The 24,849-nt window shown below is 67.6% G+C and carries 20 protein-coding genes; 18 read left to right on the top strand and 2 right to left on the bottom strand.

What is annotated here, in order from left to right; genetic code table 11:
* The first annotated feature begins 112 nt into the window (after positions 1-112).
* From ligD to ACOCMH_RS04405, 4 genes are all read left to right on the top strand, one after another.
* On the top strand, positions 113-2,905 hold the full coding sequence (ligD, locus tag ACOCMH_RS04420; protein ID WP_427307958.1) for a DNA ligase D: 2,793 nt from the start codon (positions 113-115) through the stop codon (positions 2,903-2,905).
* 128 nt (positions 2,906-3,033) lie between these two features.
* Positions 3,034-3,435 (top strand): hypothetical protein, encoded by a 402-nt coding sequence (locus ACOCMH_RS04415; RefSeq protein ID WP_427307957.1) that lies wholly within the window; start codon positions 3,034-3,036, stop codon positions 3,433-3,435.
* 324 nt (positions 3,436-3,759) lie between these two features.
* On the top strand, positions 3,760-5,838 hold the full coding sequence (locus ACOCMH_RS04410) for a response regulator (protein WP_427307956.1): 2,079 nt from the start codon (positions 3,760-3,762) through the stop codon (positions 5,836-5,838).
* Positions 5,839-6,066: 228 nt separating this feature from the next.
* A complete protein-coding gene (locus ACOCMH_RS04405) occupies positions 6,067-7,116 on the top strand; it encodes a Ku protein (protein WP_427307955.1) in 1,050 nt (349 codons plus the stop codon).
* 138 nt (positions 7,117-7,254) lie between these two features.
* Here the strand turns inward: ACOCMH_RS04405 and ACOCMH_RS04400 are convergent, their stop codons facing one another.
* The gene (locus ACOCMH_RS04400; protein WP_427307954.1) at positions 7,255-7,692 is read right to left on the bottom strand and encodes a BON domain-containing protein; all 438 of its coding nucleotides are present in this window, start codon (positions 7,690-7,692) and stop codon (positions 7,255-7,257) included.
* 313 nt (positions 7,693-8,005) lie between these two features.
* Complete coding sequence (locus ACOCMH_RS04395; protein ID WP_427307953.1) at positions 8,006-8,254, bottom strand: hypothetical protein; 249 nt, start codon at positions 8,252-8,254, stop codon at positions 8,006-8,008.
* A gap of 234 nt (positions 8,255-8,488) precedes the next feature.
* On the opposite strand from ACOCMH_RS04395, the gene ACOCMH_RS04390 reads away from it, so the two are divergent.
* The 14 genes from ACOCMH_RS04390 to rfbC all read left to right on the top strand — a co-directional run bounded on the left by ACOCMH_RS04390 (position 8,489) and on the right by rfbC (position 24,832).
* Positions 8,489-9,445, top strand: coding sequence for an oxygenase MpaB family protein (locus ACOCMH_RS04390; RefSeq protein WP_427307952.1), 957 nt, complete (start codon positions 8,489-8,491; stop codon positions 9,443-9,445).
* 832 nt (positions 9,446-10,277) lie between these two features.
* On the top strand, positions 10,278-10,604 hold the full coding sequence (locus tag ACOCMH_RS04385) for an RNA chaperone Hfq (RefSeq protein ID WP_427307951.1): 327 nt from the start codon (positions 10,278-10,280) through the stop codon (positions 10,602-10,604).
* A gap of 175 nt (positions 10,605-10,779) precedes the next feature.
* Positions 10,780-12,081: a flagellin gene (locus ACOCMH_RS04380; protein WP_427307950.1), complete on the top strand. Its 1,302-nt coding sequence runs from the start codon at positions 10,780-10,782 to the stop codon at positions 12,079-12,081.
* Positions 12,082-12,225: 144 nt separating this feature from the next.
* Positions 12,226-12,597, top strand: a complete 372-nt coding sequence (locus ACOCMH_RS04375) for a flagellar protein FlaG (protein WP_427307949.1) — start codon at positions 12,226-12,228, stop codon at positions 12,595-12,597.
* Between the two features lie 80 nt (positions 12,598-12,677).
* Positions 12,678-14,072, top strand: coding sequence for a flagellar filament capping protein FliD (gene fliD, locus ACOCMH_RS04370; protein WP_427307948.1), 1,395 nt, complete (start codon positions 12,678-12,680; stop codon positions 14,070-14,072).
* 42 nt (positions 14,073-14,114) lie between these two features.
* Positions 14,115-14,561: a flagellar export chaperone FliS gene (gene fliS / locus ACOCMH_RS04365; RefSeq protein ID WP_427307947.1), complete on the top strand. Its 447-nt coding sequence runs from the start codon at positions 14,115-14,117 to the stop codon at positions 14,559-14,561.
* Position 14,562: 1 nt separating this feature from the next.
* Positions 14,563-14,907: a flagellar protein FliT gene (locus tag ACOCMH_RS04360; protein WP_427307946.1), complete on the top strand. Its 345-nt coding sequence runs from the start codon at positions 14,563-14,565 to the stop codon at positions 14,905-14,907.
* An 8-nt stretch (positions 14,908-14,915) separates the two neighbouring features.
* Entirely contained in the window at positions 14,916-16,178 is a 1,263-nt protein-coding gene (locus ACOCMH_RS04355; protein WP_427307945.1) for a flagellar hook-length control protein FliK, read from the top strand.
* A gap of 2 nt (positions 16,179-16,180) precedes the next feature.
* A complete protein-coding gene (locus tag ACOCMH_RS04350) occupies positions 16,181-16,471 on the top strand; it encodes an EscU/YscU/HrcU family type III secretion system export apparatus switch protein (protein WP_427308357.1) in 291 nt (96 codons plus the stop codon).
* Positions 16,472-16,709: 238 nt separating this feature from the next.
* Entirely contained in the window at positions 16,710-21,206 is a 4,497-nt protein-coding gene (locus ACOCMH_RS04345; RefSeq protein WP_427307944.1) for a tetratricopeptide repeat protein, read from the top strand.
* On the top strand, positions 21,203-21,973 hold the full coding sequence (rfbF, locus tag ACOCMH_RS04340; protein ID WP_427307943.1) for a glucose-1-phosphate cytidylyltransferase: 771 nt from the start codon (positions 21,203-21,205) through the stop codon (positions 21,971-21,973). Before ACOCMH_RS04345 ends, rfbF begins: the two co-directional genes overlap by 4 nt.
* Positions 21,973-23,049 carry a CDP-glucose 4,6-dehydratase gene (gene rfbG, locus ACOCMH_RS04335; protein WP_427308355.1) on the top strand — a complete coding sequence of 359 codons (1,077 nt, stop codon included), beginning with the start codon at positions 21,973-21,975 and terminating at the stop codon, positions 23,047-23,049. Before rfbF ends, rfbG begins: the two co-directional genes overlap by 1 nt.
* Entirely contained in the window at positions 23,046-24,290 is a 1,245-nt protein-coding gene (locus ACOCMH_RS04330) for a methyltransferase domain-containing protein (protein WP_427307942.1), read from the top strand. Before rfbG ends, ACOCMH_RS04330 begins: the two co-directional genes overlap by 4 nt.
* Positions 24,287-24,832 (top strand): dTDP-4-dehydrorhamnose 3,5-epimerase, encoded by a 546-nt coding sequence (gene rfbC / locus ACOCMH_RS04325; protein ID WP_427307941.1) that lies wholly within the window; start codon positions 24,287-24,289, stop codon positions 24,830-24,832. Before ACOCMH_RS04330 ends, rfbC begins: the two co-directional genes overlap by 4 nt.
* Positions 24,833-24,849 lie beyond the last annotated feature (17 nt).

Here is a 24,849-nt window from a genome sequence, read left to right as displayed (position 1 = left end):
CGGGGGCGCATCCCGCTCGGGGTCGCCGCGGTGCTGCATGTAGGACGGGCGCCGATTTCAGCGCGCGCATGTGCTGCCTAAGCTGGATGCATCCACGCAACCGGCGACCGCCATGGCCAAGACCACTCCGCAGGACTCGCGCGCACGGCGCGCCGCTGGCAAGGGCACGGCGAAGCCTGCCGCCAGCACCGCAGGCAAGCCCGGCACCCGCACCGCCAGAGCCAGCACCGGGGCCGGCAAGACGACAGCGGCAAAGCGGTCGACCAGCGCCCGCCCGGCGGCACGCGGTGCGACCTCGGCCGCGGGCACGCCGGCGGAACTCGACAGATACCGCCGCATGCGCGATTTCGGCGCCACGCCCGAACCCAGCGGCGGCGCCGCGCCGCGCAAGCGCGCCGCGGCGTTGTCATTCGTGATCCAGAAGCATGCGGCGCGGCGGCTGCACTACGATTTCCGGCTGGAACTGGGCGGCACGCTGAAGAGCTGGGCCGTGCCCAAGGGACCCAGCCTGGACCCCGCCGACAAGCGCATGGCGGTGCATGTCGAAGACCATCCGATGGACTACGCCGGCTTCGAGGGGGTAATTCCCGCCGGGCACTATGGCGCCGGCACGGTGATCGTCTGGGACCGGGGCACCTGGGTGCCGGTGGGCGACCCCGAGGCTGGCTATCGCAGCGGCAAGCTCAAGTTCGAGCTGCGCGGCGAGAAGCTGCATGGCCACTGGACCCTGGTCCGCATGCATGGCAGCCAGCAGAAAGAGCAGGACGCGTGGCTGCTGATCAAGGAACGCGACGACGCCGCGGTGCCGGCGTCGGAATTCGACGTGGTCGAGGCTCTGCCGGACAGCGTGCTGGGCGGCACCCAGCGCAAGCCCGCGGCAAAGCCGGCCAGTGCGGGCAAGGCGACGGCAAAGGGGAACCAGACCGCCGCGCCCGCGGCGCACAGCGCCATCCGGGCGTTGAAGCCACCCGCCGGCGCAACGCGCGCGGCATTGCCGCTGGCGCTGGCGCCGCAACTGGCGACGCTGGTTGAAAAACCGCCGCCCGACGCCGAGGCGTGGCGCTACGAGATCAAGTTCGACGGCTACCGCCTGCTGGCCCGCGTCGACGGCAAGGATGTGCGGCTGTTCACCCGGCAAGGCCATGACTGGACCAGCAAGCTGCGCGCGCTGGCCCGCGATGTCGGCGCGCTCGGCCTGCCCGACGGCTGGCTGGACGGTGAGATCGTGGTGCTCGGCAAGCACGGCGAGACCGACTTCCAGGCCTTGCAGAATGCGTTCGATACCTCGCGCGTCGAGGCGATCCAGTACTTTGCGTTCGACCTGCCCTACTTCGCCGGCCATGACCTGCGCAAGGTGCTGCTGGTGGAGCGGCGCGCGCTGCTGCGCCGGATCTTCGAGCACAACGCCTCGCCGCGCCTGCAGTTCAGCGAAGACTTTGAAGCCAGCGCGGGCGACATGCTGGATGCGGCGTGCCGCATGAAGCTGGAAGGCGTGATCGGCAAGCGCGTGGACTCCGGCTACGTCAGCGCGCGCAGCAATACGTGGATCAAGCTCAAATGCACTTTGCGCCAGGAATTCGTGGTGGCGGGCTTCACCGATCCCAAGGGCAGCCGCACCGGCATCGGCGCGCTGCTGCTGGGCGTGCACGACACCGGCGGGCGCCTGCGCTACGCGGGCAACGTCGGCACCGGCTTCGACACCCGCACGCTGGACGACCTGCGCGCGCAACTGGATGCATTGCGCGCCGATGCGGCGCCCTTCGACACGGTGCCGGCCGGCGTGCGTGGGCACTGGGTCAAGCCGAAGCTGGTGGCCGAGGTCTCTTTCGGCAGCTGGACCCGCGAAGGCCGCGTGCGCCACGCCGTATTCCATGGCTTGCGCACCGACAAGCCCGCCGGCGCAGTGTCGGTGGAGCGGCCGGCGGCACCTGCCGGCAAGGGCAAGGCCGCGACAACCACAGCCAAGGCGGCGCCGAAGCCGAAGCCCGGCGCTGCGGCCAAACGCCCCACGGCGGTGGGCGGCAAGGTCTCGATCAGCCACGCCGAGCGCGTGATCGATGCCGACTCGGGCACGACCAAGGGCGAACTGGTGCGCTACTACGAGCGCGCCGCGGCGCTGATGTTGCCGCACCTGCGCGGGCGCCCGATCGCGATGGTGCGCGCGCCCTCGGGCGTGGGCGGCGAGCAGTTCTTCCAGCGGCACAGCGACACGCTGCGCGTGGACGGCCTCAACGTGCTGGACCCCGGCCTGTGGCCCGGGCATCCCGCGCTGCTGGAAATCGCCTCGGCGGAGGCGCTGGTGGCTGCCGCGCAACTCAATGTGGTGGAGTTCCACACCTGGAATGCGAGCAAGCGCAGCATCGACCGGCCCAACCGCATCATCTTCGACCTCGACCCCGGCGAGGGCGTGCCCTGGGCGCAGGTGCAGGAAGCGGCCGCGCTGATGAAGGCGCTGCTGGACGAGCTGGGGCTGGCCAGCTTCCTGAAGACCAGCGGCGGCAAGGGCTTGCACGTGGTGGTGCCGGTGACGCCGCGCGCCGGCTGGGACGAGCTGAAGGATTTCGCGCGCGACGTGGTACTGCATGTGGCCGCGACGCTGCCGCAGCGCTTCGTCGCCAAGAGCGGCGCGCGCAACCGGGTCGGCAAGATTTTCATCGATTACCTGCGCAACGGCATGGGCGCCACCACCGTGGCGGCGTTCTCGGCGCGCGCGCGGCCCGGCCTGGGCGTGTCGATTCCCGTGGCATGGGAGGAACTGGACACCCTGACCAGCGCCGCGCAATGGACCGTCGCCAACGTCGAAGCGCGGCTGGAGGCGCTGGAAGCGGCCGACCCGTGGGCGGACTACGCCGGCACCCGCCAGGCCATCACGCGCGCCGCGGCACGCCTCGCGCGGGCCGGATAACCAACGGCCCCGGGGCTGTCGCGGCCCCTGGCCGGCGGCACATTTCTTGCCCCTTGGTGGCGAGCTTGTCCTGGCGTTATCCCTCTGGCTCATCACGCCGGGATGGCAACACCGTACGGAGACTGACCATGCCCCCACTCAGGATTCTCGCGAATCTCCGCGCCGCCGGCACCACCGGCGCGGCCCCGCGCAACCGTCGCGGCCTGCGGCGCCTGCTGGTGTCCTGCGCCATGCTGTCCTGCGCCGCCGCACCGGTGCACGCCAAGCTGCCACCGCCGACGCCCGAGCAGCAGCAGGCAGCCGAGGCCAAGAAAGCCAAGGAAGCCGAAACGGCCAAACAGCAGGCCGAAGCGCTCGCCACGGTGCAGGACCGGATTGCCGCGCGCTTTGGCAAGGGCGCCACGCCCAGCGCCGCGACCGAGCCTGGCAAGATCCCGCAGAAGGCAGCCGAAGCGCCCCGCTCCGCTGGCCCGCAAGGCGGAACCTCACCTAGTGCCGAGGCTCACAGCGGCGAAGCCGCGCGCCGCTAACCGAACACGCCGGGCCGGATCCCGGCGTGCTTCGCCCGGCGACTTCCCCACCTGCCCAGGTTGCCCGCGACGTTGCCCACCCGGCACGCGTCTTGCCACGGCGAAGCCGAACGGTCTGTGCAAAGCACCGCGGCCATGTTGATGAACAAGGGGGATGGCGATGATCTGGGGGATGGGAGATTGCAAAACTTCCAAAGGCAGTGCGCGGCACCGTGGTAATTCTTACACACGCCACACGATAGCCAGCGCGCTTTTACACGGCGGGAGCGCGCCGGCATGCCAGTCTTTGCGGGCGCGCGCCGCCGCGGCGCGAGGTGTGCAGCCATGAAGCCGCAAGCCAACCGGGCTCCGCTGATCCTGAATGTCGAGGATCGCGAAGGACCGCGCTACGTCAAGAGCCGCATCCTGCACCGCGGCGGCTTTTCGGTGATTGAGGCCGTGACGGGCCACTCCGCGTTGTCGCTGGTGCGCCAGCACGCGCCGTCGCTGGTTCTGCTGTCGGCAAAGCTGCCCGATATCACTGGCCTGGAAGTGTGCCGCCTGCTGAAGGAGGATCCGCAGACCGCGCGCACGCTGGTGCTACTGACCTCGCCCGGCCTGGCCCAGTCGCGGCAGCGGGTGGAGGCGCTGAACTGCGGCGCCGACGGCTACCTGGTGGAGCCTGCCGAACCCGAGGAACTGCTGTCGAGCATCCAGGCGCTGCTGCGCCTGCGCGGAGCCGAGGACGCCTACCATCGCACCTCGCGGGCGCTGCACGAGCATGAGGACATGTTCCGCCAGCTCGCCGAATCGCTGGCCGACGTGGTCTGGATCTTGGATCCGGCGACCCGGCGGCTGCTGTTTGCCAGTTCATCGCTGGCGACGGTGTGCGGGCACTCCGCCGAGCAGCTGATGGACGACCCGCGCCTGTGCCTGGAACGCGTGGCGCCGGCCGACCGCGCGCGCGTGGAAGCCGCCGTGGAAAGCATGCTGCGCGACGGCAGCATGGACCTCGAGTTCGCGCTGACCCTGCCCAGCGGCGAGCCGCGCGAAATCCGCGCGCGCGCCTTCCCCGTGCGCAGCCATGGCGGTGCGGACGGCATCGATGATGGCACCGATGGCACCGACGGCGCGCAGGCTGCCGCGGGCACGCCGCCGCTGCGCATTGCCGGGATCTGCCAGGACGTGACGCTGCAGAACCGCGCCGGGCGCGCGCTGCACGACGAGGAACGGCGCAAGGACCAGTTCCTGGCGATGCTGGCGCATGAACTGCGCAACCCGCTGGCGCCGCTGCGCAGCGCCGCGGACCTGCTGCAGCAGCTTGCTCCCACGCGCGAGGACATGTTTCGCGCGCGCGACATCATCGGCCGGCAAGTGCATCACCTGACCCGCCTGGTCGACGAGCTGCTCGACATCTCCCGCTTCAACCAGGGCCGCATCACGCTGCGGCAAGACCTGGTGGAGCTGCGTACCGCGCTCAATACCGCGGTGGAAGCGGTGCGTCCCGTGCTCGACGGCTACCGCCACACGCTGCGGCTGTCGCTGCCCGAACAGCCGCTGCCGGTGCGCGGCGACCTAGTGCGCCTGACGCAGATCTTCAGCAACCTGCTGCAGAACGCGGCCGCGTACACCCCGGCCGGCGGCATGATCTCGGTTGAAGCCGGCTTCGATGAGAGCGCGCCGCAAGCCATTCCGGATGCCGTCTCGGGCGGGCAGGTCACGGTGCGCGTGCGCGACAACGGCACCGGACTGTCGGAAGCGCTGCAGCGGCAACTGTTCGATCCGCTTGCCCCGCCGGACCCGGGCGCCCCGACCGACCAGCGCGACCAGAGCGACATCGCCACGCAAGCCCCGCGCAGCGCTTTCCCGCATGACGGGCCGGGCATCGGCCTGACGTTGGTGCAAAAGCTGGTGCAGCTGCACGGCGGCACCATCCGCGCCTTCAGCGCCGGCCCCGGCCAGGGCAGCACCTTCACCGTGACGCTGCCGGTGGAACCCTGGCAGAACTGGCATCCCGGTTCCGGCAAGGCAGGCACGCGGCGCAGCGTGCCGCGCCGCATCCTGGTGGTGGACGACAACGTCGACGCCCTGGAGGCGATGACGATGGCGCTGCAGGCGATGGGGCACACGGTGGTGACCGCGCCCGACGGCCCGAGCGCGCTGGCGCGGGCCATCGCTGCGCGTCCGGAGGTGGTGCTGCTGGACCTCGGCATGCCCGCCATGGACGGCTTTGAAACCGTGCGCCGGCTGCGCGCGCTGCCTGAGCTGCGTGGCGCCAGGCTGGTCGCGCTGACCGGCTTCGGCCAGCCCGAGGACCGCCGCCGCGCGCTGGCCGCGGGATTCGACCAGCACCTGGTCAAGCCCGCCGACCTGGACGCGCTGACGCGGCTGCTGGATGAACTGGATCCGCAGCAGCAAGCCTAGCGCCATGCCTGTGCCAGCCGATCCCTGCATCCGTGCTGTTACCCGAGCCCTCAACAAGGAGCTATTCGTGCATACCACGCCAGATCCCGACATCCCGCCCCGCGAGCCCGAAGTCCCGCCGCCGGAGCCGCCGCCGGGCCCGCCCCAACCCGTGGAAGACCCGCCTCCGGGCGACATGCCGCCACCGCCGCCGCAACGCGCCGGCGACCGTGGCAAAGGAGCGATCAAGTGTCCCGCATCATCTGGAAAGGCGCCATTGCCTTCGGCCTCGTCAACATCCCCGTCGTCTTGCGCCCCGCGTCGCGCAGCCAGTCGCTGGACCTGGACCTGCTAGACGTGCGCGACATGGCCCCGGTGGGCTACCAGCGCATCAACAAGAGCACCGGCAAGCCGGTCGACAAGGAGCATATCGTCAAGGGCTACCAGTACGCCAAGGACGAGTACGTGCTGCTCAATGAGGAAGATTTCCGCCGCGCCAATGTCGAAGCCACGCAGACCGTGGACATCGTCAGCTTTGTCGACGCCGAGAGCATTCCGCCGTACTACTTCGACACCCCGTACTACCTCGAGCCTGACAAGCGCGGCGAACGCGGCTACGCGCTGCTGCACGAAACCCTGCGCCGCACCGGTAAGGCCGCGCTGGCGCTGGTGGTGCTGCGCGCGCGCCAGCACCTGGCGGCAATGCTGGTGCACGACGATGCGCTGGTGCTCAACACCATGCGCTTCGCCGACGAGGTGCTGCCGATCGCGGAGCTGCGCCTGCCCAAGGCTGCCAGCGGCAAGCCCACCGGCGCGCACGCGCGCGAGATCGAGATGGCCACCAAGCTGGTCGACGACATGACCGAGGAATGGGCCCCGGAACAGTACCGCGACACCTACCGCGACGACCTGATGGCGCGCATCGAGGAAAAGATCGAATCCGGCAAGACCCACCAGCTGACGCCGCCCGCGGCAGAGGAAGAAGCCCCGCGCCAGGGCGCCAAGGTCATCGACATGGTGGCGCTGCTGCGCCAGAGCCTGGGCCAACGCGGCAAGGACAAGCCGGAAGACGAGACCGAAGCCGAAGCAGAGCCCGCACGCCGCAAGACCCCCGCGCGGCATGCCGCCGCGCGCAAGCAGCCGGCCGCGAAGCGCACCGGCGCCACGCCGGCCAAGCGCAGCGGCGGCACCAGCGGCGCGAAGACCGCCAGCGCCAAGCGCGCGCCCGCCAAGCGCGAATCGCACGCGCCAGCCGCGCGCAAGAGCGCCGGCACCAGCGCACGCAAGCGCGCCGCCTGAGCCTCGTAACCCCGGGGCCCCAGCGCTGCCCCGGAAGAGAAAATCCGCCGGTTTGCGCCCTCTCCCGCATGCGGGAGAGGGCCGGGGGCAAAGGGCAAGCGCTTCCAAGAAGCGGCCCGGCCCTATGCAAGGGCCCTGTCAGCGCGCCGATACTTTCAGGTTGTCAATCACCGACGTCACGCCGTCGACGCTGCGAATCGTCTTCAGCGCGAGGTCGTGCTGCTGCTGGCTGGACACCGTGCCGCTGACGTCCACCGCACCCTGCTGCGTGGTCACGTGGATGCCGGTGGACTTGAGGTCCTTGGTGGCGAGCAGCCGGGTCTTGATCCGGGTGGTGATGGCGCTGTCCTGCACGGTTTGCTTCGGCTGGTCGGCTCCCGATCCTGCGCTGGCATTTGGATCAGGCCGCCCGGGCATGCCCGGCGCCGAGTTGACCGGCGCCACCGGCGCATTCTCCGTCGCGGCGAATATCAGTCCGCTCTTGTCGAGCGCCAGCGCGCTACCGGCGGCCGCTGCCAGTGCCGCGGCCAGCCAGGCCCTGCGCAGTGCGCGCGCGGTGGTTCGGGAACATTGCATGTCGTCCTCCTCGATAGTCCAGCGGGCACCGCTGCCGGGCTGGCAGGCAGCGCCACGGTTAAGGCATTTTTCAGCAAGCTCCGTACCCGCCGTGGCCGGCCTGGACGCGGCCACCGCAGCACGCCGCCGCTGTGTAAAACGGGCCACGCGTTGTAAAAGCGCCGCGGCGCGCGCGTGCCGCATCGCGCGCATTGGCTGGGCACAGGCGGCGCGCCGGCACTGTCGCGCTTGGCATGGCGATTGCGAAGCAAGGTCTGCGGCAGTTCGCCGCGTCAAGGAGCTAGCAATGGGACAGCAGCAACAGCCGGGTCAATCACAGTCGGGCCAATCGCAATCTGGCCAGAAGCAACAGGAACAATCGCAAACTGGCCAACGCGGCGGCCAGCAGCAACCGGGACAACAAGGCGGCGGACAGATGGGTGACAAGGACCGCATGCAGGACCAACAGCAGCAACAAGACCGCGGCAGCTCGCAACCTGGCCAGCAAGGCGGCCAACGCAGCGGCCAGCAAAGCGGACAGGGTGGGCAACAGGGTGGCCAGCAGAGCGGCCAGGGTGGACAAGGCGGACAACGCCAGCAATAAGCCCAACCCCCACAACCAGGCAGCTATCCGGGTATGTGCGTGAGCAACATGCGGTGCTGACGCAGGGGCATACGCCGGAGATTGGCAGGCCGGAACCCCGCACGGGGCTCCGGCCCTTTTTACGGCCGCGGCACGCGGGCGGTGCGCGCAGCTTGCCGCCATCGCGGGTATGCTGGCCCTGACCCAACCCTTTGCCTTGCAGGCATTCCCGCTTTGTCCAGCGTCACCGACCCCGCCCCGGGCGGCGCCACGCCGCGGCGCCGCGGCCCGCTGCATCAACTCTCGGCAAGACTGCGAGCACAGGCCGGTGCGCACGTGCGCGCACTGACTCGCAGCAACTCCGGCCTGAGCCTGGACTATGACAACCCGCCGGGCGACCCCGGCCTGTTCGGCCCGGAAGCGGTCTGCTGGCGCGTGCATGCGGATTTTCCGGCGATGCTGGCCGGCGGGGTCAGCGCGTTGCTGCTGCAGACCCTGCATCCGCTGGCCCTGGCCGGGGTGTGGGACCACTCCAGCTTCCGCACCGACATGCAGGGGCGCCTGGGCCGCACCGCGCAGTTCATTGCCGGCACTACCTATGGCAGCCGCGCCGATGCCATGGCGCTGATCGAACGGGTGCGGCGCATCCATACCGGCGTGTCCGGCTTCGCGCCGGACGGACGGCCCTACGCGGCCTCGGACCCCGCGCTGCTGACCTGGGTGCACGTGGCCGAGGTCTCGAGCTTCCTGGCGGGCTACCTGCGCTATGTCGGCCCGCTGGGCGCTGCCGAGCAGGACCGCTATTACGCCGAGGTGGCGCGCATCGCGCAGTTGCTGGGCGCGGCCGACGTGCCGCGCTCGCGCGCCGAAGTGGCCGCCTACCTTGACACCATGCGGCCCGCACTAATGGCCAGCGAGCGCACCCGCGAAGTGGTGCGGCTGGTCAGGAAGATGCCGGTGGCCAATCCGTTGCTGCAGCCCGCGGTCAGCATCATGACCGATGCCGGCATCGCGCTGTTGCCGTCCTGGGCGCGCCACCAGCTCGACCTGGACGGCCCGTCGATCCGGCGCCCTGCGGCACTGGCCGGCATGCGCGTGCTGGCGCCGGCACTGCGCTGGGCACTGGGTGCCGGCCTAGCCGCGCGTGCCCGGCGGCGCGTGGCGCGAGGCACGGACGCCAAGACGGGTTGAAGCCCGACCCGCCGCGAACGATGCGCGCCGCCCCCCACCAAGGGCGATCAGCGAACGCTTCCGGAGGGTAAAGCGGAATTAGGGGCAGAATCCCCCGCATTTCAGTGAATCGGGCACGCGAAAAGTGGCGTTAAATGTGGCTCGGCATTCCGAACGGCCGGTCAGCGAATTTGAGGGCCGGCCACTGCGCCGCAGAGCGCGATTCAAACGACGCGGGCAAAAAAAAGCCCACGCGCGGGGTGCTCGTAGGCTTTCCAGGACTGCTCGAGCCAAACAGCTCTTGTGATGAATATAAACGCGCTTACATGAGGTGTAAATCCCGCTTTTATCAGGGGATTCCCTTACCGGCAAGCAGGTATTTAAGTATTTCTAGCACTTCTGGCCCTGAAATCACTTTCAGGCTAGTTCTCGCAAACACTGGCAAATCGCCGCCAGCCCAACGCCTGCCTGGCCTCGCCGGCCCACGGCGCGCCCTTGCTCGACCGCGTCGTCGCAAATGCCTACACCAAAACATCATGAATAGGCAACAATATTAATAGAATAAAACCTCTAGATTGGGGGGGCGCGCTGTCCGTCAATGCTTGTAAAACTTTGTTACTCTCGCCCCTGAAGTATTCCCCTTCTCTTCTGGCAGCACCCGCCGCCGGCCATTGCGCAACATTCCGGAGGCTCTTTATCCGGCCTGCGATTAGCGCTATGGCCGCGGCCAGCCCGGTCGCCGTTACCGAGAGCGGATGTTTCCCCCGCCGCCAGCGCCGTGCCGCACCCCAAGCCGCCGGCCAACGGACCGTTACCAGCCGCCAGAACCCTTGCGGGCTCTTCCGGAGTCGTTGTGAAGAAGAAGGAAATTCGGCCCAAGCCCCCCAGCCGACGGCAACTGCAGCCCCAGCAATTCGCGGCGTACCACATCAGCCAGACCCCGGTGATCGTGCATCTGTCCAACGGCGCCCGGCTGCATGGGCTGGTGCTGGCGGCCGACGATTTCGTGCTGCTGCTCGGCCGCCGGCCCGACGACATCCAGCCTACCGTGGTGTACAAGCGCGCCATCTGCCTGGTCACGCCGGCGGATGTGGAGGAGGCGACGGTGGTGGCGTCGGACCTGGCGGCCACGCCGGATTTTGTTCCTCTCTATATACCGCGCACCCGGAGGCGCCGGTAAGCCGCCTGCGCGCTGCCCACGCGGCGCAATCCTACGGAAGATCACTCTAAACCTTTCTGTTGCCCGGTCGATAACCCTTGCAACGGTGGCACTTCTCGCCCTGCATTGCCAGGCAGCCAACGTTGCGGCAACAGCCGGATTGCACAACCCAATCTAAAGTCTAGGAGTTCCTACCATGTCGATGGTCATCAATACCAACACGCTGTCCCTGATGACGCAGAATAACCTCAGCGCGTCGCAGTCGTCGCTGAACAATGCGATCCAGCGTCTGTCGTCGGGCCTGCGTATCAACAGCGCCAAGGACGATGCAGCCGGCCAGGCGATCGCCAACCGTTTCACCGCCAACATCAACGGCCTGTCGCAAGCCCAGCGCAATGCCAACGACGGCATCTCGCTGGCGCAGACCACCGAAGGCGCGCTGACCGAAGTCAACAACAACCTGCAAGCGATCCGTACCCTGGCCGTGCAAGCCGCAACGGGCAGCAACTCGACCAGCGACCTGAAGTCGATCCAGGACGAAATCACGCAGCGCATGGCTGAAATCGACCGCACCTCGGTGCAGACCGACTTCAACGGCGTGAAGGTGCTGTCGTCGACGGCCGCCTCGCTGAAGGTGCAGGTTGGCGCGCAAGACGGCCAGACCATCTCGATCGACCTGAAGGAAATCAGCGCGAAGACGCTGGGCATGACCGGCTTCACGGTGGCCAAGAACGCCCTGGGCACCAGCGCCGCCATCACCAACGTCACCACGGCTTCGGGCGCAACCCCGGTCGGCGTGAACCTGACCACCGCGGCAGGCAACCTGGGCGTCAACGCCAGCGACCTGACGCTGCACAACGTGCTGACCAGCGCCGGCGCAGCCACCCAGCAATACGTGGTCAAGTCCGGCAGCGAGTACTACGCCGCATCGGTCAACAGCACCACCGGCGCCGTGACGCTGAACACCGCCACGGTCAACGTTGCCGACGTTGCCAACGGCAACTCCACCGGCAGCAACGTGACCCAATACGTCAAGGTCGGCGCCGACACCACCGGCACTGCCCAGGCCTATGTGACCCAAGGCGGCAACAACTACCAGCTGGACGCCAACACCTCGCTGACCAACGGTGGCACGACCGCCACGACCTACTCGAACCCGACCACGATCCAGCTGAGCACCGCGGGTTCGGCCACGGCTTCGACCACGTTCACCGGCTCGGGCACGACCAACCCCCTGGCCGTGATCGACAAGGCCCTGTCCACCGTCGACCAGCTGCGCAGCTCGCTGGGCGCCGTGCAGAACCGCTTCAACTCGGCCATCACGAACCTGGGTTCGGCGGTGACGAACCTGTCGGCTTCGCGTTCGCGCATCCAGGACGCTGACTACGCGACCGAAGTGTCGAACATGTCGCGCGCCCAGATCCTGCAACAAGCTGGTACCTCGGTCCTGGCCCAGGCCAACCAGACCACGCAAAACGTGCTGTCGCTGCTGCGTTAATCCGCACCGGCTTCGCACCAGCCTGGCGGAAACGGACCCTCGGGTCTGTTTCCAGCCGGGAATGCTTTCAGAGCGGTCTCCGCTCTGAAAGCGTTTCCAACGAAGCTTGCACTTTTCGATCCCTGAGTCGCAGAGACAAGAGCCATGATCAACACCACGAGTCCATTCCCGGCTGCGCTTGCCGTCACCGCAGCCGTGCCTGCGCAGCCCGCGGAACTGGCCACGGCGAGCGCGCCACGCGCCCAGGATGCCGCTGAAACCGGCCCCGAAGCCGAAGCCGGCGCGACCGCGGCGCCCCGGGAACTGGCGGGCGCGCTCACCAGCCTGAGCGAGGCGCTGCGGGCGACGCCGCTGGAAGTGCGTTTTACCATCGACAGCGAGACGCACCGCGTCGTCACCACGGTGGTCGACAAGAACTCCGGCGACACCATCCGCCAGTACCCCAGCGAGGAGATGCTGCGCATCACCCGCGCCATCGACCGGCTCCAGGGCCTGCTGATCCACCAGACCGCCTGAGCGGCTCTCTCCTCCGATCTCACGTCATAAAGGTAGTAATCATGGCATCGTCAATCTCTTCCCTTGGTGTTGGTTCCGGATTGGACCTGAGTACCCTGCTGGCGAACCTGCAGGCCGCCGAAGAAACCAAGCTCGACGTCATCACCGCCAAGCAAAAGGGCGTGACGACGAAGCTGTCGGCCTACGGCCTGGTGCAGGGCGCGCTGGCCTCGTTCCAGACTGCAGCCGCTGCGCTTGGCACGGCCAGCCTGTACAACAGCACCAAGGTGACGTCGAGCAAGACCGATGTGCTGACGACAACGTCCGACAAGACCGCGGCAGCCGGCAACTACGCCGTCAACGTGACCCAGTTGGCCCAGGCGCAATCGCTGGCGTCGGACGGCATCGTGGACAGCACCGGCATGCTGCTGGGCGAAGCCACCATCAATATCGACTTCGGCACCACCAACGGCGCGGTCTTCACGCAAGGCACGCAGCCGTCGGCGCAGATCAAGATCAACGGCACCAACAATACCCTGGCCGGTATCCGCGATGCCATCAACGCCGCCAACGCGGGCGTCACCGCCAGCATCGTCAATGACGGCGGCGCGACACCCTATCACCTGGTGCTGACGTCGAACACCACTGGCGAAACTTCGAGCATGCGCGTCACCGTCGGCCCCAATGGCGGGGGCGACTCCAGCATGATCGCGGGCCTGCTGACCTACGACCCGGCCGGCACCAAGGCCATGACCGAGAAGGTGACGCCTGCCAACGCCCAGCTGACGGTCAATGGCATGAACATCACCAGCCAGACGAATCTGGTCAAGGATGCGGCCCAGGGACTGACACTGAACCTGCTCTCCACTGGCACCAGCAATATCGCGGTCACCACCGACACCTCGGCCATGACCACCGCCGTGCAGAATTTCGTCAATGCCTACAACACGCTGCAGTCCACCGCGGCCGGCGTCTCTGACTACGATCCTGAGACGCAGACGGCGGGCGCCCTGCTTGGCGACACCGCACTGCGCTCCATCCAGAACCAGCTGCGCGGCGTCATCAATACCTCGCAGGAAAGCACCGGTCCTTCCAGCCTGACCAACCTTACGCAGATCGGCATTGGCTTCAAGGCCGATGGCTCGATGACGCTGGACACCGCCAAGCTCGACAAGGCGCTCACCAGCAACCGCACCGGCGTGGCACAACTGTTCAGCGGCACCGACGGCAAGTCCGGCTACGGCAACCAGATCTCGGCGCTGGCCAAGTCATTCACCGCCAGCAAGGGCGTTCTCACCAGCGCGACCGACGGCCTGAACCTGCAGATCAAGTCGCTGAAAGCGGACTACACCACCATGTCGGGCCAGATCGACGCCACCATCGCCCAGTATCGCGCGCAATTCCAGCGCCTGGATGCGGTCATGTCGCAGTTCAACAATACCAAGAGCTACTTGACCCAGCAGTTCAACGCGATGAACAACAGCAACAGCAAGTAAGTCCGAGCGCCGCAGCATCCCATTCTCTATCAAAGGCCCGACATGTACGCACGCAATGCCGCCAATGCCTACTCCAACGTGGGCCTCCAGACCGCCGCGATGAACGCGTCCCCGCACCGGCTCATCGCCATGCTGTTCGATGGGGCGCGGACCGCCATTGCACGAGCGCGCTTCCACATGGAGGCGGGCCAGATTCCCGAGAAGGGCCTGGCCATCTCCAAGGCGATCGACATCATCGAGAACGGCCTGAGCGCCGCACTGGACCACGGCGCCAGCGAAGAACTGGCCGGTAATCTGGACGCACTCTACGACTACATGGCGCGGCAGCTAATGCTGGCGAACCTGAACAACGACGATGCGCGCCTGACCGAGGTCGACAAGCTGCTTGGCGACCTGGCCTCGGCCTGGAGCCAGGTCGACCCGGATCGCGAGCCGCAGGCCGAGCCACAGACGGCGCTGCCACGCGACGCCGTACTGATAGGCGCATGACATGTTGCAACAATCGAACCGCCTGATCGCCTGCTACGAAGCACTGCTGCGCCTGTCCGCGCGGATGTGCGAGGCGGCCCAGCGCCAGGACTGGGACGGCCTGGCGACCCTGCAGGCAAGCTATGTGGCAGAGGTCAATGTCCTCAAGTCGCTCCAGGACGATGCCGCCACGCTCACCGACGAAGAGCGCCGCTATCGCTACCAGATGCTGGAAACCATCCTGTCGCAGGATGCCGCGATACGCAACCTGGTGATGCCGCAACTCGCCCGCCTGGCTGAGCTGATCAACAGTTCGCGCCGCCGTCAGGGCCTGCACCACGCGTACCAGGCCAACGCGATCCTCTGACACACCGCATGGTCGGCATCACCCCTCCACTGGACCCGGCCCACGCATTGCGTGCGGATCCGCATGACGCCAGGTCAGCCATCACAATTGCCAAGCTTGCCGCGCTGATGCCGGCAGGCGCCGTCTCGGACATGGTGGGCGGCGCCAGCGACGGCGCCAGGGTGACCCAGGGCCGCCCGGGCGGCGTCGGAACGGGCACCGCGGCGCCGGCAGCGCCTGGCGCGCAGGCAGATATCCGCCAGTCGCTCAGCAAGGCCGCGCGCGTGATTCTCGATATCCTGGAAAGCACTCCCGCTGCGCCGATGCGCGGCGCGGCGCCCGTGCTGCCTGCGCCGCCCGCGAGCGGCCAGGCGGCGGTCCTGGCCAGCGCGCTGGCGCAACAACTGGACCAGAGCGGCGCGTTCTATGAATCGCACCTGCAGCAGTGGCTGCAGGGAACACGCTCGCTGGACACGCTGATACGCGAACCCCAGGCCAAGCTGGGGCGCCCTGCCCAGCCTGCGGCGGGCCCGCCCCCAGGCGCCGCGTTGTTGCCATACGATTCCGGCACGCCTGCACGTACCCTGGCCACGCCAGCGCAACTGGCACAGGCCACCGCATCCGCACCCTTGCCAGACCTGGTGGTCGAAGAGCCTACGGCCAGATTCCATCCTTCCTCTAACCCTGCCTCCACCGCGCCGGCCAGCACCTCGGCCCAGGCGCATCTCGCGCAGCAGGTCGCCCACGCCTACCAGGCGGACCTGAACCGGCCGTCTGCGCCAACGGAGCCGACGGCGCGCGAAGCGCTGCTGTGGGGCCGCTCCGCGGAGCGCGACAGCGCCAGGCCCGTGGCAGATGCGCGCCAGCCAGGCCCTGCGGCGCCCACCCCCGCAGCGCCCGTGCACGCCGATGCTGTGGCACTGGTGCGCCAGCAACTGGACATACTGGCCACCCAGCAATGGCGCTGGAGCGGTGAAGCGTGGCCCGGCACCCCGATGGACTGGCAGATCGTGCGCGAGCATGAGCATCCGGACGCGCGCCGTGAAGCCGACAGTGATGCGGCGGTCTGGTCGACGCGCCTTCTGCTTGAGTTTCCCAACCTCGGCAAAGTGGAAGCCAGGCTACGGCTTAGCGGCAACGGCCTGGACGCCAGGCTGGCAGCGACGGAATCCGTCAACCAGCTCCATGGCGCCCGCGCGCAACTGCAGGAGCGCCTGGGCGCGCTCGGCCTGAGCGTGCACCAGCTGACAGTCAACGGCATCTTCTGGCCGGGCCCGGGCCAACCGGCATGAGCATGGCTGACCAGGACCCGGCCGCCGGCAAGCGCGGCAGCGCCGTCGCGCTGCGCTACGACGACCAGCACGACCAGAGCCCGCGCATCGTGGCCAAGGGCTATGGCGAGGTGGCCGATGCCATCATTGCCCGCGCCCGCGAGAACGGCATCTATGTGCACAACTCCCCGGCGCTGGTGACCCTCCTCGTGCAGGTCGACCTCGATTCCCACATCCCCCCTCAGCTTTATGTGGCCGTGGCGGAGCTGCTCGCCTGGCTGTACCAGATGGACGAGGCCTGCGCTGAGCGCTAGCGCCAACCGCCGCGCGCCGGCAGCCTGACGCCAGCGCCCGGCCACGCGTCACTCCCTCCTCCAATCCCTTGCGCGCATGCCGCGCCGAGGGAATTAGCCCCTTTTTCCCCTTGTATTCGGGCCGCGCCCCGATCGGGCCGCTGCTAACGTTCAGGGGCCGGCTACTGCCGTCGCGCGCGTGCTCGGGACGACACCTATCCGATCAGATCCCGGCTGGAAGGACCAGCACACCCTACCGATGAAACGAACCCAGACCGCCACCACCCTGCAGCGCAAACTCGACCAGGCGCAAGCGCTGTGCGCGGGGGGACGACACCAGGAAGCCCTGGACTTGACCGCGAAACTGGAACAGGCCCACGGCAGGTGTACCGAAATCAGCTACTGGCGCGCCGCGGCGTGCATGGGCATGCAGGACTCGCGCCAGGCAGCGCAGATCATTGAAGCGGCGCTGCAAGCCGACCCGGACCACGCGCCGCTGCTGGCGCTGGCCGGGGTGGTGGCCCTGCACAATGGCGACCTCAGCGGGGCCAAGGCCTTGCTGGAACGTTGTGTGGCCATTGCTCCGACCCTGATCAACGGCTGGATCAACTACGCCGCGGTGCTGACCGAGCTGCGTGAGCACAGCGCCGCGCGCGACGCCGCGCAGAAGGCAATGGCCCTCGATCCCCGCGAGGCAGCCGCCGTCAGCAACTATGCCTCCGCGCTCAAAGACACTGGCGACATGGAGGCCGCCATCGTGGCCATGCGCCAGGCGGCGGCACTGGCGCCGGAGAACGTCAGCATCCGCACCAACTTGCTGTTCGGCATGTTGTTCGACCAGAACACCACGGCCATGGATCTGCTGCGCGAGGCAAAGGCCTATGCCAGGCTCACCACGCCGCCGCGCCCGGCGCGCTCTGCGCAGGCATTCCGTACGCGCGCGGATGGCGGTCCGATCCGGCTGGGCCTGCTTTCGAACGACCTCCTCCGGCACGCCTGCGCTTACTACATCCTGCCGCTGATCGCCAACCTCGACCGCACCCGTGTCGAGGTCGTGGCCCTGTCGCTCAATCCCGCCTCCGACCTGGTCACCGACAAGATCCGCGCGCAATCCAACCGGTTCGTGGCCCTAGCCGGCATGTCCCGGACGGAGATCATGCGGGTCATCCGGGATGAAGAACTGGATGTGCTGGTCGATCTCGGCGGTCACACCGGGACCTCGCCGCTGCAGTACATGGCGCATGGGCTCGCGCCGGTGCAGATGACCTGGCTTGGCTACCCCGGCAGTACCGGCCTGGATGCCATCCAGTACCGCGTCACCGACTGGCATTCCGACCCTGCAGGCTTCGAATCCCACTACACGGAATCGCTGCTGCGCGCGCCCGGCGCGTTCTGCGCCTATGCGCCGCTGGTACATAACCCGCTGGGCGCCTATGAGGCAAAGTACGCCGTGCAGGAAACGCCGGCGCTGCGCAACGGCCATATCACCTTCGGGTCCTGCAACAACCTGGCCAAGCTTACCGACAAGACCCTGCGCCTGTGGAGCGCGGTGCTGGCCCGCTGCGAGGGTAGCCGGCTGCTGGTCGAGGCACGGGAGCTCGACCGCGAGGCGATCAGGCAGCCCCTGCTGGCCCGCATGGCGCGAGCCGGCATCGATCCGGGCCGGGTCAGCTGTGTGCCGCTGCAGACCAGCAGGCAGTACCTGACTTACAACGACATCGACATCGTGCTGGATACCACGCCGCTCACCGGCGGCACCACCACGTGCGATGCTCTCTGGATGGGCGTGCCGGTGGTTTCCCTGGCCGGGCAGGCTTATCACGCGCGGATCTCCGCGCCGTTCCTCCACGCCGCTGGGCTCGATGGCCTGGTCTGCGGCAGTGAAGAAGACTATGTGGCAGCCGCCGCAAGCCTGGCCGCCGATGCCGGCCGGCTCAACGCCCTGCGCCTAGGCCTGCGGCAGCGCTTCGAGCAGGGCCCCGCGATGGACGGCGCCGCATTCGCTGGCTGGCTGGAGTCCCAGCTGATAGAGATCGTGGGACGCCAGCGGACGCTCGATCTGCCCGCTGAGCGCCGCACCAATGGAGTGTTTTATGCGGGCGCATGGCACAGCATGGAAGACATCATGCTGGGCATTGTCAGCCTGCTGTCGCAAGGCAACGATGCTGCGGTCCGCAACCTGCTCGAGAACATCTCCGCCAAGTGGAGCCGTCACTGGCTGGTGCCCTGCGTGCTGGCTGAGCTTGCGCACCGCAACGGCGATACGGCTGCGTCGATCTCATTGCTGATGGAAACCGCCGCGCTGCGCAAATACCACCTGCCGCTATACCGGATGCTGAGCGTCCGGCTGCAGGAATCGGGGCACGACGCGCAGGCCCTGGCCGAGTTCCTGCAACAGGAATTCGGCATCCGCCTGGACTACCTGGACCAGCAGCCCGTGCCGACCCTCCCGGAACTGCTGGGCATCGAAGCCGCCGGATTCCACAGCGCAGCCGCGCCGCAACCGGCGCAGGACCCAATGAAACCGAAAGCCTCCCCGGCAATGCCAATGACGACGCCTCACTTGCTCAGGCAAGCGGAAACCTTCTTCTTTGCCGGCCAGCTCGACGAGACCCTGCAGTTTGCCGAACAGGCCCGCCAGCAGGGCCCGAAATTGCCCGAGCCCTACTACTGGCTGGCGCTTGCCAACCTTGAGTTGCACCACAACGCGCTGGCCCACACGCTGGTCCTGCAGGGGCTTGCGGCCGCGCCTGACAACTCGGACCTGATGGCCCTGTGCGGGCGCATTCTGCTCAAGCTGGGCCGCGCCGACGACGCCCGCGTCCAGTTGGAGGCCTGCGTCGCTCTGCATCCGGCGTCGCTGGCCGGCTGGGCCAACCTCGCCATCGTGCTGCGCACCCTTGGCCTGCACGCACAAGCCCTGCAGGCGTCGCTGCGCGCGCTGGAGTTCGCGCCCGACAATCCGGCGGTGCTGTCCAACTATGCCAACGACCTGAAGGACACCGGCAACGCCGAGCAGGCCATCGCCACGCTGCGCAAGGCTGCCCGGCTTGCGCCTGAGAATCACAGCATCCGCTCCAACCTGCTGTTCATGATGCTGTTCGGCGAGGACAGCGGCGCCGCGGACCTGCTTGCCGAAGCCAGCGACTACGCAAAGCTGCTGGGTTCGGTCCCCATGCCCGATACGCGCCCGCGGCAGCCGGCATCGGCGGGACAGAAGATTCGCCTTGGTGTGCTCTCCAACGACCTGTACCGCCATGCCTGCGCGTACTTCCTGGTGCCCTTCCTGGCCAACCTTGACCGTGCCAGGTTCGAGATCGTGGCGCTGGGCCTGCACCCGTTTCGCGACAGCGTGACGCAGAAGATCGAGATGTACACGGACCGGTTTGTCCAGCTCGCCAACCGTAATGCGGTGGACGTTGTCGAGGCCGTGCGCGATGAATGCCTGGATGTGCTGATTGACCTTGGCGGCTACACCGGCACCTCGCCGCTGCAGTACATGGTCCATGGCCTGGCACCGGTACAGATGACGTGGCTGGGATATCCAGGCAGCACTGGCATGCCGGCCATCCAGCATCGGATCACGGACGGCGTTGCCGACCCGGCGGGCTTCGAGCCTCATTACACCGAGAACCTGCTGCGGGCACCGGGCGTCTTCGCCGCCTATCAGCCGCTGGTCTTCGACCCGCTGCGAGCCTATCAGCCGCAGTACCAGGTGCGCGAAACCCCGGCACTGGCCAATGGCTACGTCACCTTCGGTTCCTGCAACAACCTGGGCAAGCTGACCGACCGCACGCTGCGGCTATGGAGCGCGGTGCTCGCGCGCGTACCGGAAAGCAGGCTCCTGATCGAAGCAGCCGAACTGGACCAGGACAGCATACGCGGCCCGTTGCTGCAGCGCATGGCGCTGGCGGGCATCGATCCTGCCCGCGTTACCTGCATTCCCCGCCTTGGCCAGAACCAGTACCTGACGTACCACGACATCGACATCTCGCTGGACACCTCTCCCGTGACCGGCGGCACTACCACCTGTGACACGCTGTGGATGGGCGTGCCGGTGGTCTCGCTCGCGGGCCCGGCATTCCACACGCGTGTGTCGGCGCCCTTCCTCCATGCGGTCGGGCTGGGCGGCCTGGTCTGCGACAGCGAGGATGGCTACGTCGAGGCTGCCGCGCAGCTTGCTGGCGATGTTGCCCAGCTGAACGCGCTGCGCCTGTCCCTGCGCCACCGCTTCGAGAAGAGTGCCGCCTTCGACGCCGCCGGCTTCACCCGCTGGTTCGAGGCAGAGACCGTGGCGCTGGTGCAGCAGCATCGGGATCTGAGCCACCTGGTGCCACGCACGCAGGACGGCGTGTTCTGCAAGGGCGCATGGCACTCGATGGAAGAGCTGGTGCTGACCATCAGCCTGCTGCTGGAAGAAGGGCGGCATATCGAGCTGAACAGCCTGCTGGAGAACATGTCCTCCAAGTGGAGCAAGCACTGGCTGGTCGCCTTCGCGCTGGGCGAGATGGAACAGCGCGTGGGCAACTACGACCGTGCCCTGGAGCTGTTGATGGAAAGCATCAACCTGCGGCCGTATCACCTGCCCCTCTACCGGCTGCTCAATGCCCGCATGGCCGAACGCGGCCATGACCGGAGCTGGCTCGCCGAGCTCCTGAACCAGCAGTTCGGACTTGAACTTGCCCTGCTTGAAGGCCAGGGCAAGCCTACCACCCACGAGATCCTGGGCATCCAGATCCTGGAGGAAGCTGCATGAAGGCCGTCATCCTGGCGGGCGGGCTGGGTACCCGCATCTCCGAGGAATCCCACCTGCGGCCCAAGCCGATGATCGAGATCGGCGGCAAGCCCATCCTCTGGCACATCATGAAGATGTATGCCGCGCATGGCATCAACGACTTCATCATCTGCCTTGGCTACAAGGGATACGTCATCAAGGAGTACTTCGCCAATTACTTCCTGCATATGTCCGACGTGACCTTCGACATGCGCGAGAACCACATGGCCGTCCATCAACGCAAGGCAGAGCCCTGGCGGGTGACGCTGGTGGACACGGGCGAGGATTCCATGACCGGAGGCCGCCTGAAGCGCGTGCGCGAGTACCTGACGCCGGGCGAGCCGTTCTGCTTCACGTACGGGGACGGTGTTTCCGATCTCGATCTCACCGCGGAGATTGCATTTCACCGCGCCCACGGTCGCCGCGCAACGGTTGCCGCGGTGCAGCCGCCCGGCCGCTACGGGGCGCTGGAGCGCGACAACGACAAGGTGGCCGGCTTTACGGAAAAGCCTCGCGGCGACGGCGCGTGGATCAACGGCGGCTTCTTCGTGCTGCAGCCCGAGGTCATCGACCTGATACCGGGAGACTCCACCGCCTGGGAAGAAGCCCCCATGCGGGAGCTGGCCCGCAGCGGGCATATGCTTGCCTTCGAGCACCGTGGTTTCTGGCAGCCCATGGACACGTTGCGCGAAAAGAACCTGCTGGAGGATCTGTGGCAGTCCGGCAAGGCTCCGTGGAAGGTCTGGTGATGACGCCCGGCGCCACGACCTTGCCGTCCTATGCCGGGCGCAGTGTCTTCGTCACCGGCCACACCGGCTTCAAGGGCTCCTGGCTTGCGCTGGTGCTGGCGCGGCTGGGCGCCAGGGTCAGCGGCTACGCGCTGCCCGCCGCCACCACACCCAGCCTGTTCGAGGCTGCCGGCATCCAGTCCTGCCTGCGGTACCACGACCTTGCCGATGTCCGCGATGCAGTCGCCCTGGCCGCCGCGATGAGCCGGGCGGAACCGGAACTCGTTATCCACCTGGCTGCCCAGCCGCTGGTGCGGGCAAGCTACCGCGACCCCGCCGATACCTGGTCGACCAACGTCATGGGCACCGTTCATCTGCTGGAAGCGGTGCGTGCCTGCCCGTCGGTACGCGCGGTGATCGTCGTCACCACGGACAAGTGCTATGACAACAAGGAGTGGGCCTGGGGCTACCGCGAAAGCGACCCACTGGGCGGGCACGACCCTTACAGCGCCAGCAAGGCCGGCGCCGAGCTGGTGGCCGCGAGCTACCGTCGCTCCTTTCTGGCCGAACGCGGCGTCCTGCTTGCCACCGCCCGCGCGGGCAACGTGATCGGCGGCGGCGACTGGTCAGAAGACCGCCTCATCCCCGACGCAGCGCGTGCGACGGCCGCCGGCGAGGCGCTGCAGATCCGTCATCCCGGCGCCACGCGGCCATGGCAGCACGTGCTGGAGGCGCTGCACGGCTACCTGATCCTGGGCGCCCGTCTGCTGGATGTGGAGGAGGACTTTGGCACCGCCTTCAACTTCGGGCCCGAGCCGCGCGACAACCAGCCCGTCGCCAGTGTCCTGGCACAGCTGCAGCAGCACTGGCCGGAACTGCGCTGGGAATGCCCGCCCGCGCAGCCCGGGCACGCGCTGCACGAAGCCCGCAACCTGTACCTGGACTCCGCCCTCGCGCGCACCATGCTCGGCTGGCAGACGCGCTGGACGCTGGAAGAGGCTCTGGCGCAGACTGCACGCTGGTATCGCGCCGTGCTGCAGGAGCCTGGCGCCGCCAGGGCCGTCACTGAACAACAAATCGAGCAATACTGCGCATGACCGCCGCCCCATCCACCACTTGCCGCGCCTGTGGCGCGACGCTGTCCCAGACTTTCGTCGACCTTGGCCTGTCGCCAGTGTCGAATGCCTTTATCCGGCCCGAGCATGCCGCGTCGGGCGAGATGTTCTATCCCTTGCATGCGATGGTCTGCCAGGCTTGCTGGCTGGTGCAGCTTCGCGACGAAACGCCGGCGGAAACCCATTTCCACGAGGATTATGTCTACTTCTCCTCGTATTCCACGTCGTGGCTGGAGCATGCCCGGCGCTATGTCGCCGACATGACCCGGCGCTTCGGCCTGAACCAGGCCAGCCAGGTCATGGAACTAGCCAGCAATGACGGCTATCTCCTGCAGTACTTCCAGCAGGCCGGCGTTCCCTGCCTGGGCGTAGAACCGTCTTCGAATACCGCCGCCGCGGCGCGCGCAAAGGGCATCGACAGCCGCGAAGTCTTTTTCGGCACGGCCACGGCGCGCGCCCTGCGCGAGGAAGGCTGGCAGGTGAACCTCCTGCTCGGCAACAACGTGCTGGCACACGTGCCTGACATCAACGACTTCGTGGGCGGCATGCCGGTGGTGCTCGGGCAAGAGGGCGTCATCACGCTGGAATTTCCGCATCTGCTGCGCCTGCTCGAACAGAACCAGTTCGACACCCTGTACCACGAGCACTACTCATACCTTTCGCTGACCGCGTTGCTGCCTGTGCTGGCGCGCGCCGGGCTGCGCGCGTTCGACATCGCGCACCTGCCGACGCACGGCGGCAGCCTGCGCCTCTATGCCTGCCATGCCGGCGCCGCGCATGAGACCACCGCCGCAGTGCAGGCGTGCCTGGACGAGGAAGCCGCGAGCGGCCTGTCTTCGCCGGCACCCTATGCGGCCTTTGCCGAGCGCGTGCGGCAAGTGAAGCACGACCTGCTGACTTTCCTGATCGGAGCGCGGCGGGCGGGCAAGCGCGTCGCTGCCTACGGTGCGGCGGCCAAGGGCAATACCCTGCTCAACTACTGCGGCGCGGGCACCGACCTCATCGACTTCGTGGTCGATCGCAACCCGGCCAAGCAGGGCAAGCTGCTGCCCGGCACGCGCATCCCGGTGCTGGCGCCCGAGGCCGTCAACGAGCGTCGCCCCGACTATCTGCTGATCCTGCCGTGGAATCTGCGCGACGAGATCATGGACCAGATGTCCGGCATCCGCGCCTGGGGCGGCAGCTTTGTCACGGCGATTCCCGGTACGGTGGTGCATTCGTGATCTTCACCCCCACCCGGATCGCCGGCGCCTGGCTGGTCGACCCCGAGCCGATGCACGACGAGCGCGGCTTCTTTGCCCGTACCGTCTGCACGCAAGCCTTTGCGCAACACGGCCTGGACGCGCGCTTTGTCCAGCAGAGCGTCTCGCGCAATACCCGCGCGGGGATCGTGCGGGGCATGCACTTCCAGGCGGGTGCAGCTGCCGAGGACAAGCTGGTGCGCGTGACAACCGGTGCCGTCCATGACGTGATCCTCGACCTGCGCATTGACTCGGAGACCTATCTGCAATGGCAGGCGTTCGAGCTGTCGGCGCAATCGCAGCGCGCCATCTATATCCCGAAGGGGGTTGCACACGGCTTCCAGACGCTGACCGAGCTCTCGGAGGTTTACTACCAGATGACCGTTGCCTTCCAGCCGGACAGCAGTCGCGGACTGCGCTGGGACGACCCTGACGTCGGCATCGGCTGGCCGGACTGCGAGCACCGGCTGATCTCGCCCAAAGATCTCGCGCTTCCGACGCTGGCCGGACTGGCGCAGCGTTGATTTCACTTATTCAGATC

Origin of the sequence: Cupriavidus sp. H39 (assembly GCF_050271075.1) — a bacterium.
In the GTDB taxonomy this organism is placed as follows: domain Bacteria; phylum Pseudomonadota; class Gammaproteobacteria; order Burkholderiales; family Burkholderiaceae; genus Cupriavidus; species Cupriavidus necator_B.
The sequence above is the reverse complement of the archived record's forward strand: the minus strand, read 5'-3'. Positions and strand labels throughout refer to the sequence as shown.

What these genes read in the sequence shown, in the direction of transcription:
- ligD (WP_427307958.1), top strand. Translation starts at nt 113, where the DNA reads ATGGCCAAGACCACTCCGCAGGACTCGCGCGCACGGCGCGCCGCTGGC.
- ACOCMH_RS04415 (WP_427307957.1), top strand. Translation starts at nt 3,034, where the DNA reads ATGCCCCCACTCAGGATTCTCGCGAATCTCCGCGCCGCCGGCACCACC.
- ACOCMH_RS04410 (WP_427307956.1), top strand. Translation starts at nt 3,760, where the DNA reads ATGAAGCCGCAAGCCAACCGGGCTCCGCTGATCCTGAATGTCGAGGAT.
- ACOCMH_RS04400 (WP_427307954.1), bottom strand. Translation starts at nt 7,692, where the DNA reads ATGCAATGTTCCCGAACCACCGCGCGCGCACTGCGCAGGGCCTGGCTG.
- ACOCMH_RS04380 (WP_427307950.1), top strand. Translation starts at nt 10,780, where the DNA reads ATGTCGATGGTCATCAATACCAACACGCTGTCCCTGATGACGCAGAAT.
- ACOCMH_RS04375 (WP_427307949.1), top strand. Translation starts at nt 12,226, where the DNA reads ATGATCAACACCACGAGTCCATTCCCGGCTGCGCTTGCCGTCACCGCA.
- fliS (WP_427307947.1), top strand. Translation starts at nt 14,115, where the DNA reads ATGTACGCACGCAATGCCGCCAATGCCTACTCCAACGTGGGCCTCCAG.
- ACOCMH_RS04360 (WP_427307946.1), top strand. Translation starts at nt 14,563, where the DNA reads ATGTTGCAACAATCGAACCGCCTGATCGCCTGCTACGAAGCACTGCTG.
- ACOCMH_RS04355 (WP_427307945.1), top strand. Translation starts at nt 14,916, where the DNA reads ATGGTCGGCATCACCCCTCCACTGGACCCGGCCCACGCATTGCGTGCG.
- ACOCMH_RS04350 (WP_427308357.1), top strand. Translation starts at nt 16,181, where the DNA reads ATGGCTGACCAGGACCCGGCCGCCGGCAAGCGCGGCAGCGCCGTCGCG.
- ACOCMH_RS04345 (WP_427307944.1), top strand. Translation starts at nt 16,710, where the DNA reads ATGAAACGAACCCAGACCGCCACCACCCTGCAGCGCAAACTCGACCAG.
- rfbF (WP_427307943.1), top strand. Translation starts at nt 21,203, where the DNA reads ATGAAGGCCGTCATCCTGGCGGGCGGGCTGGGTACCCGCATCTCCGAG.
- rfbG (WP_427308355.1), top strand. Translation starts at nt 21,973, where the DNA reads ATGACGCCCGGCGCCACGACCTTGCCGTCCTATGCCGGGCGCAGTGTC.
- ACOCMH_RS04330 (WP_427307942.1), top strand. Translation starts at nt 23,046, where the DNA reads ATGACCGCCGCCCCATCCACCACTTGCCGCGCCTGTGGCGCGACGCTG.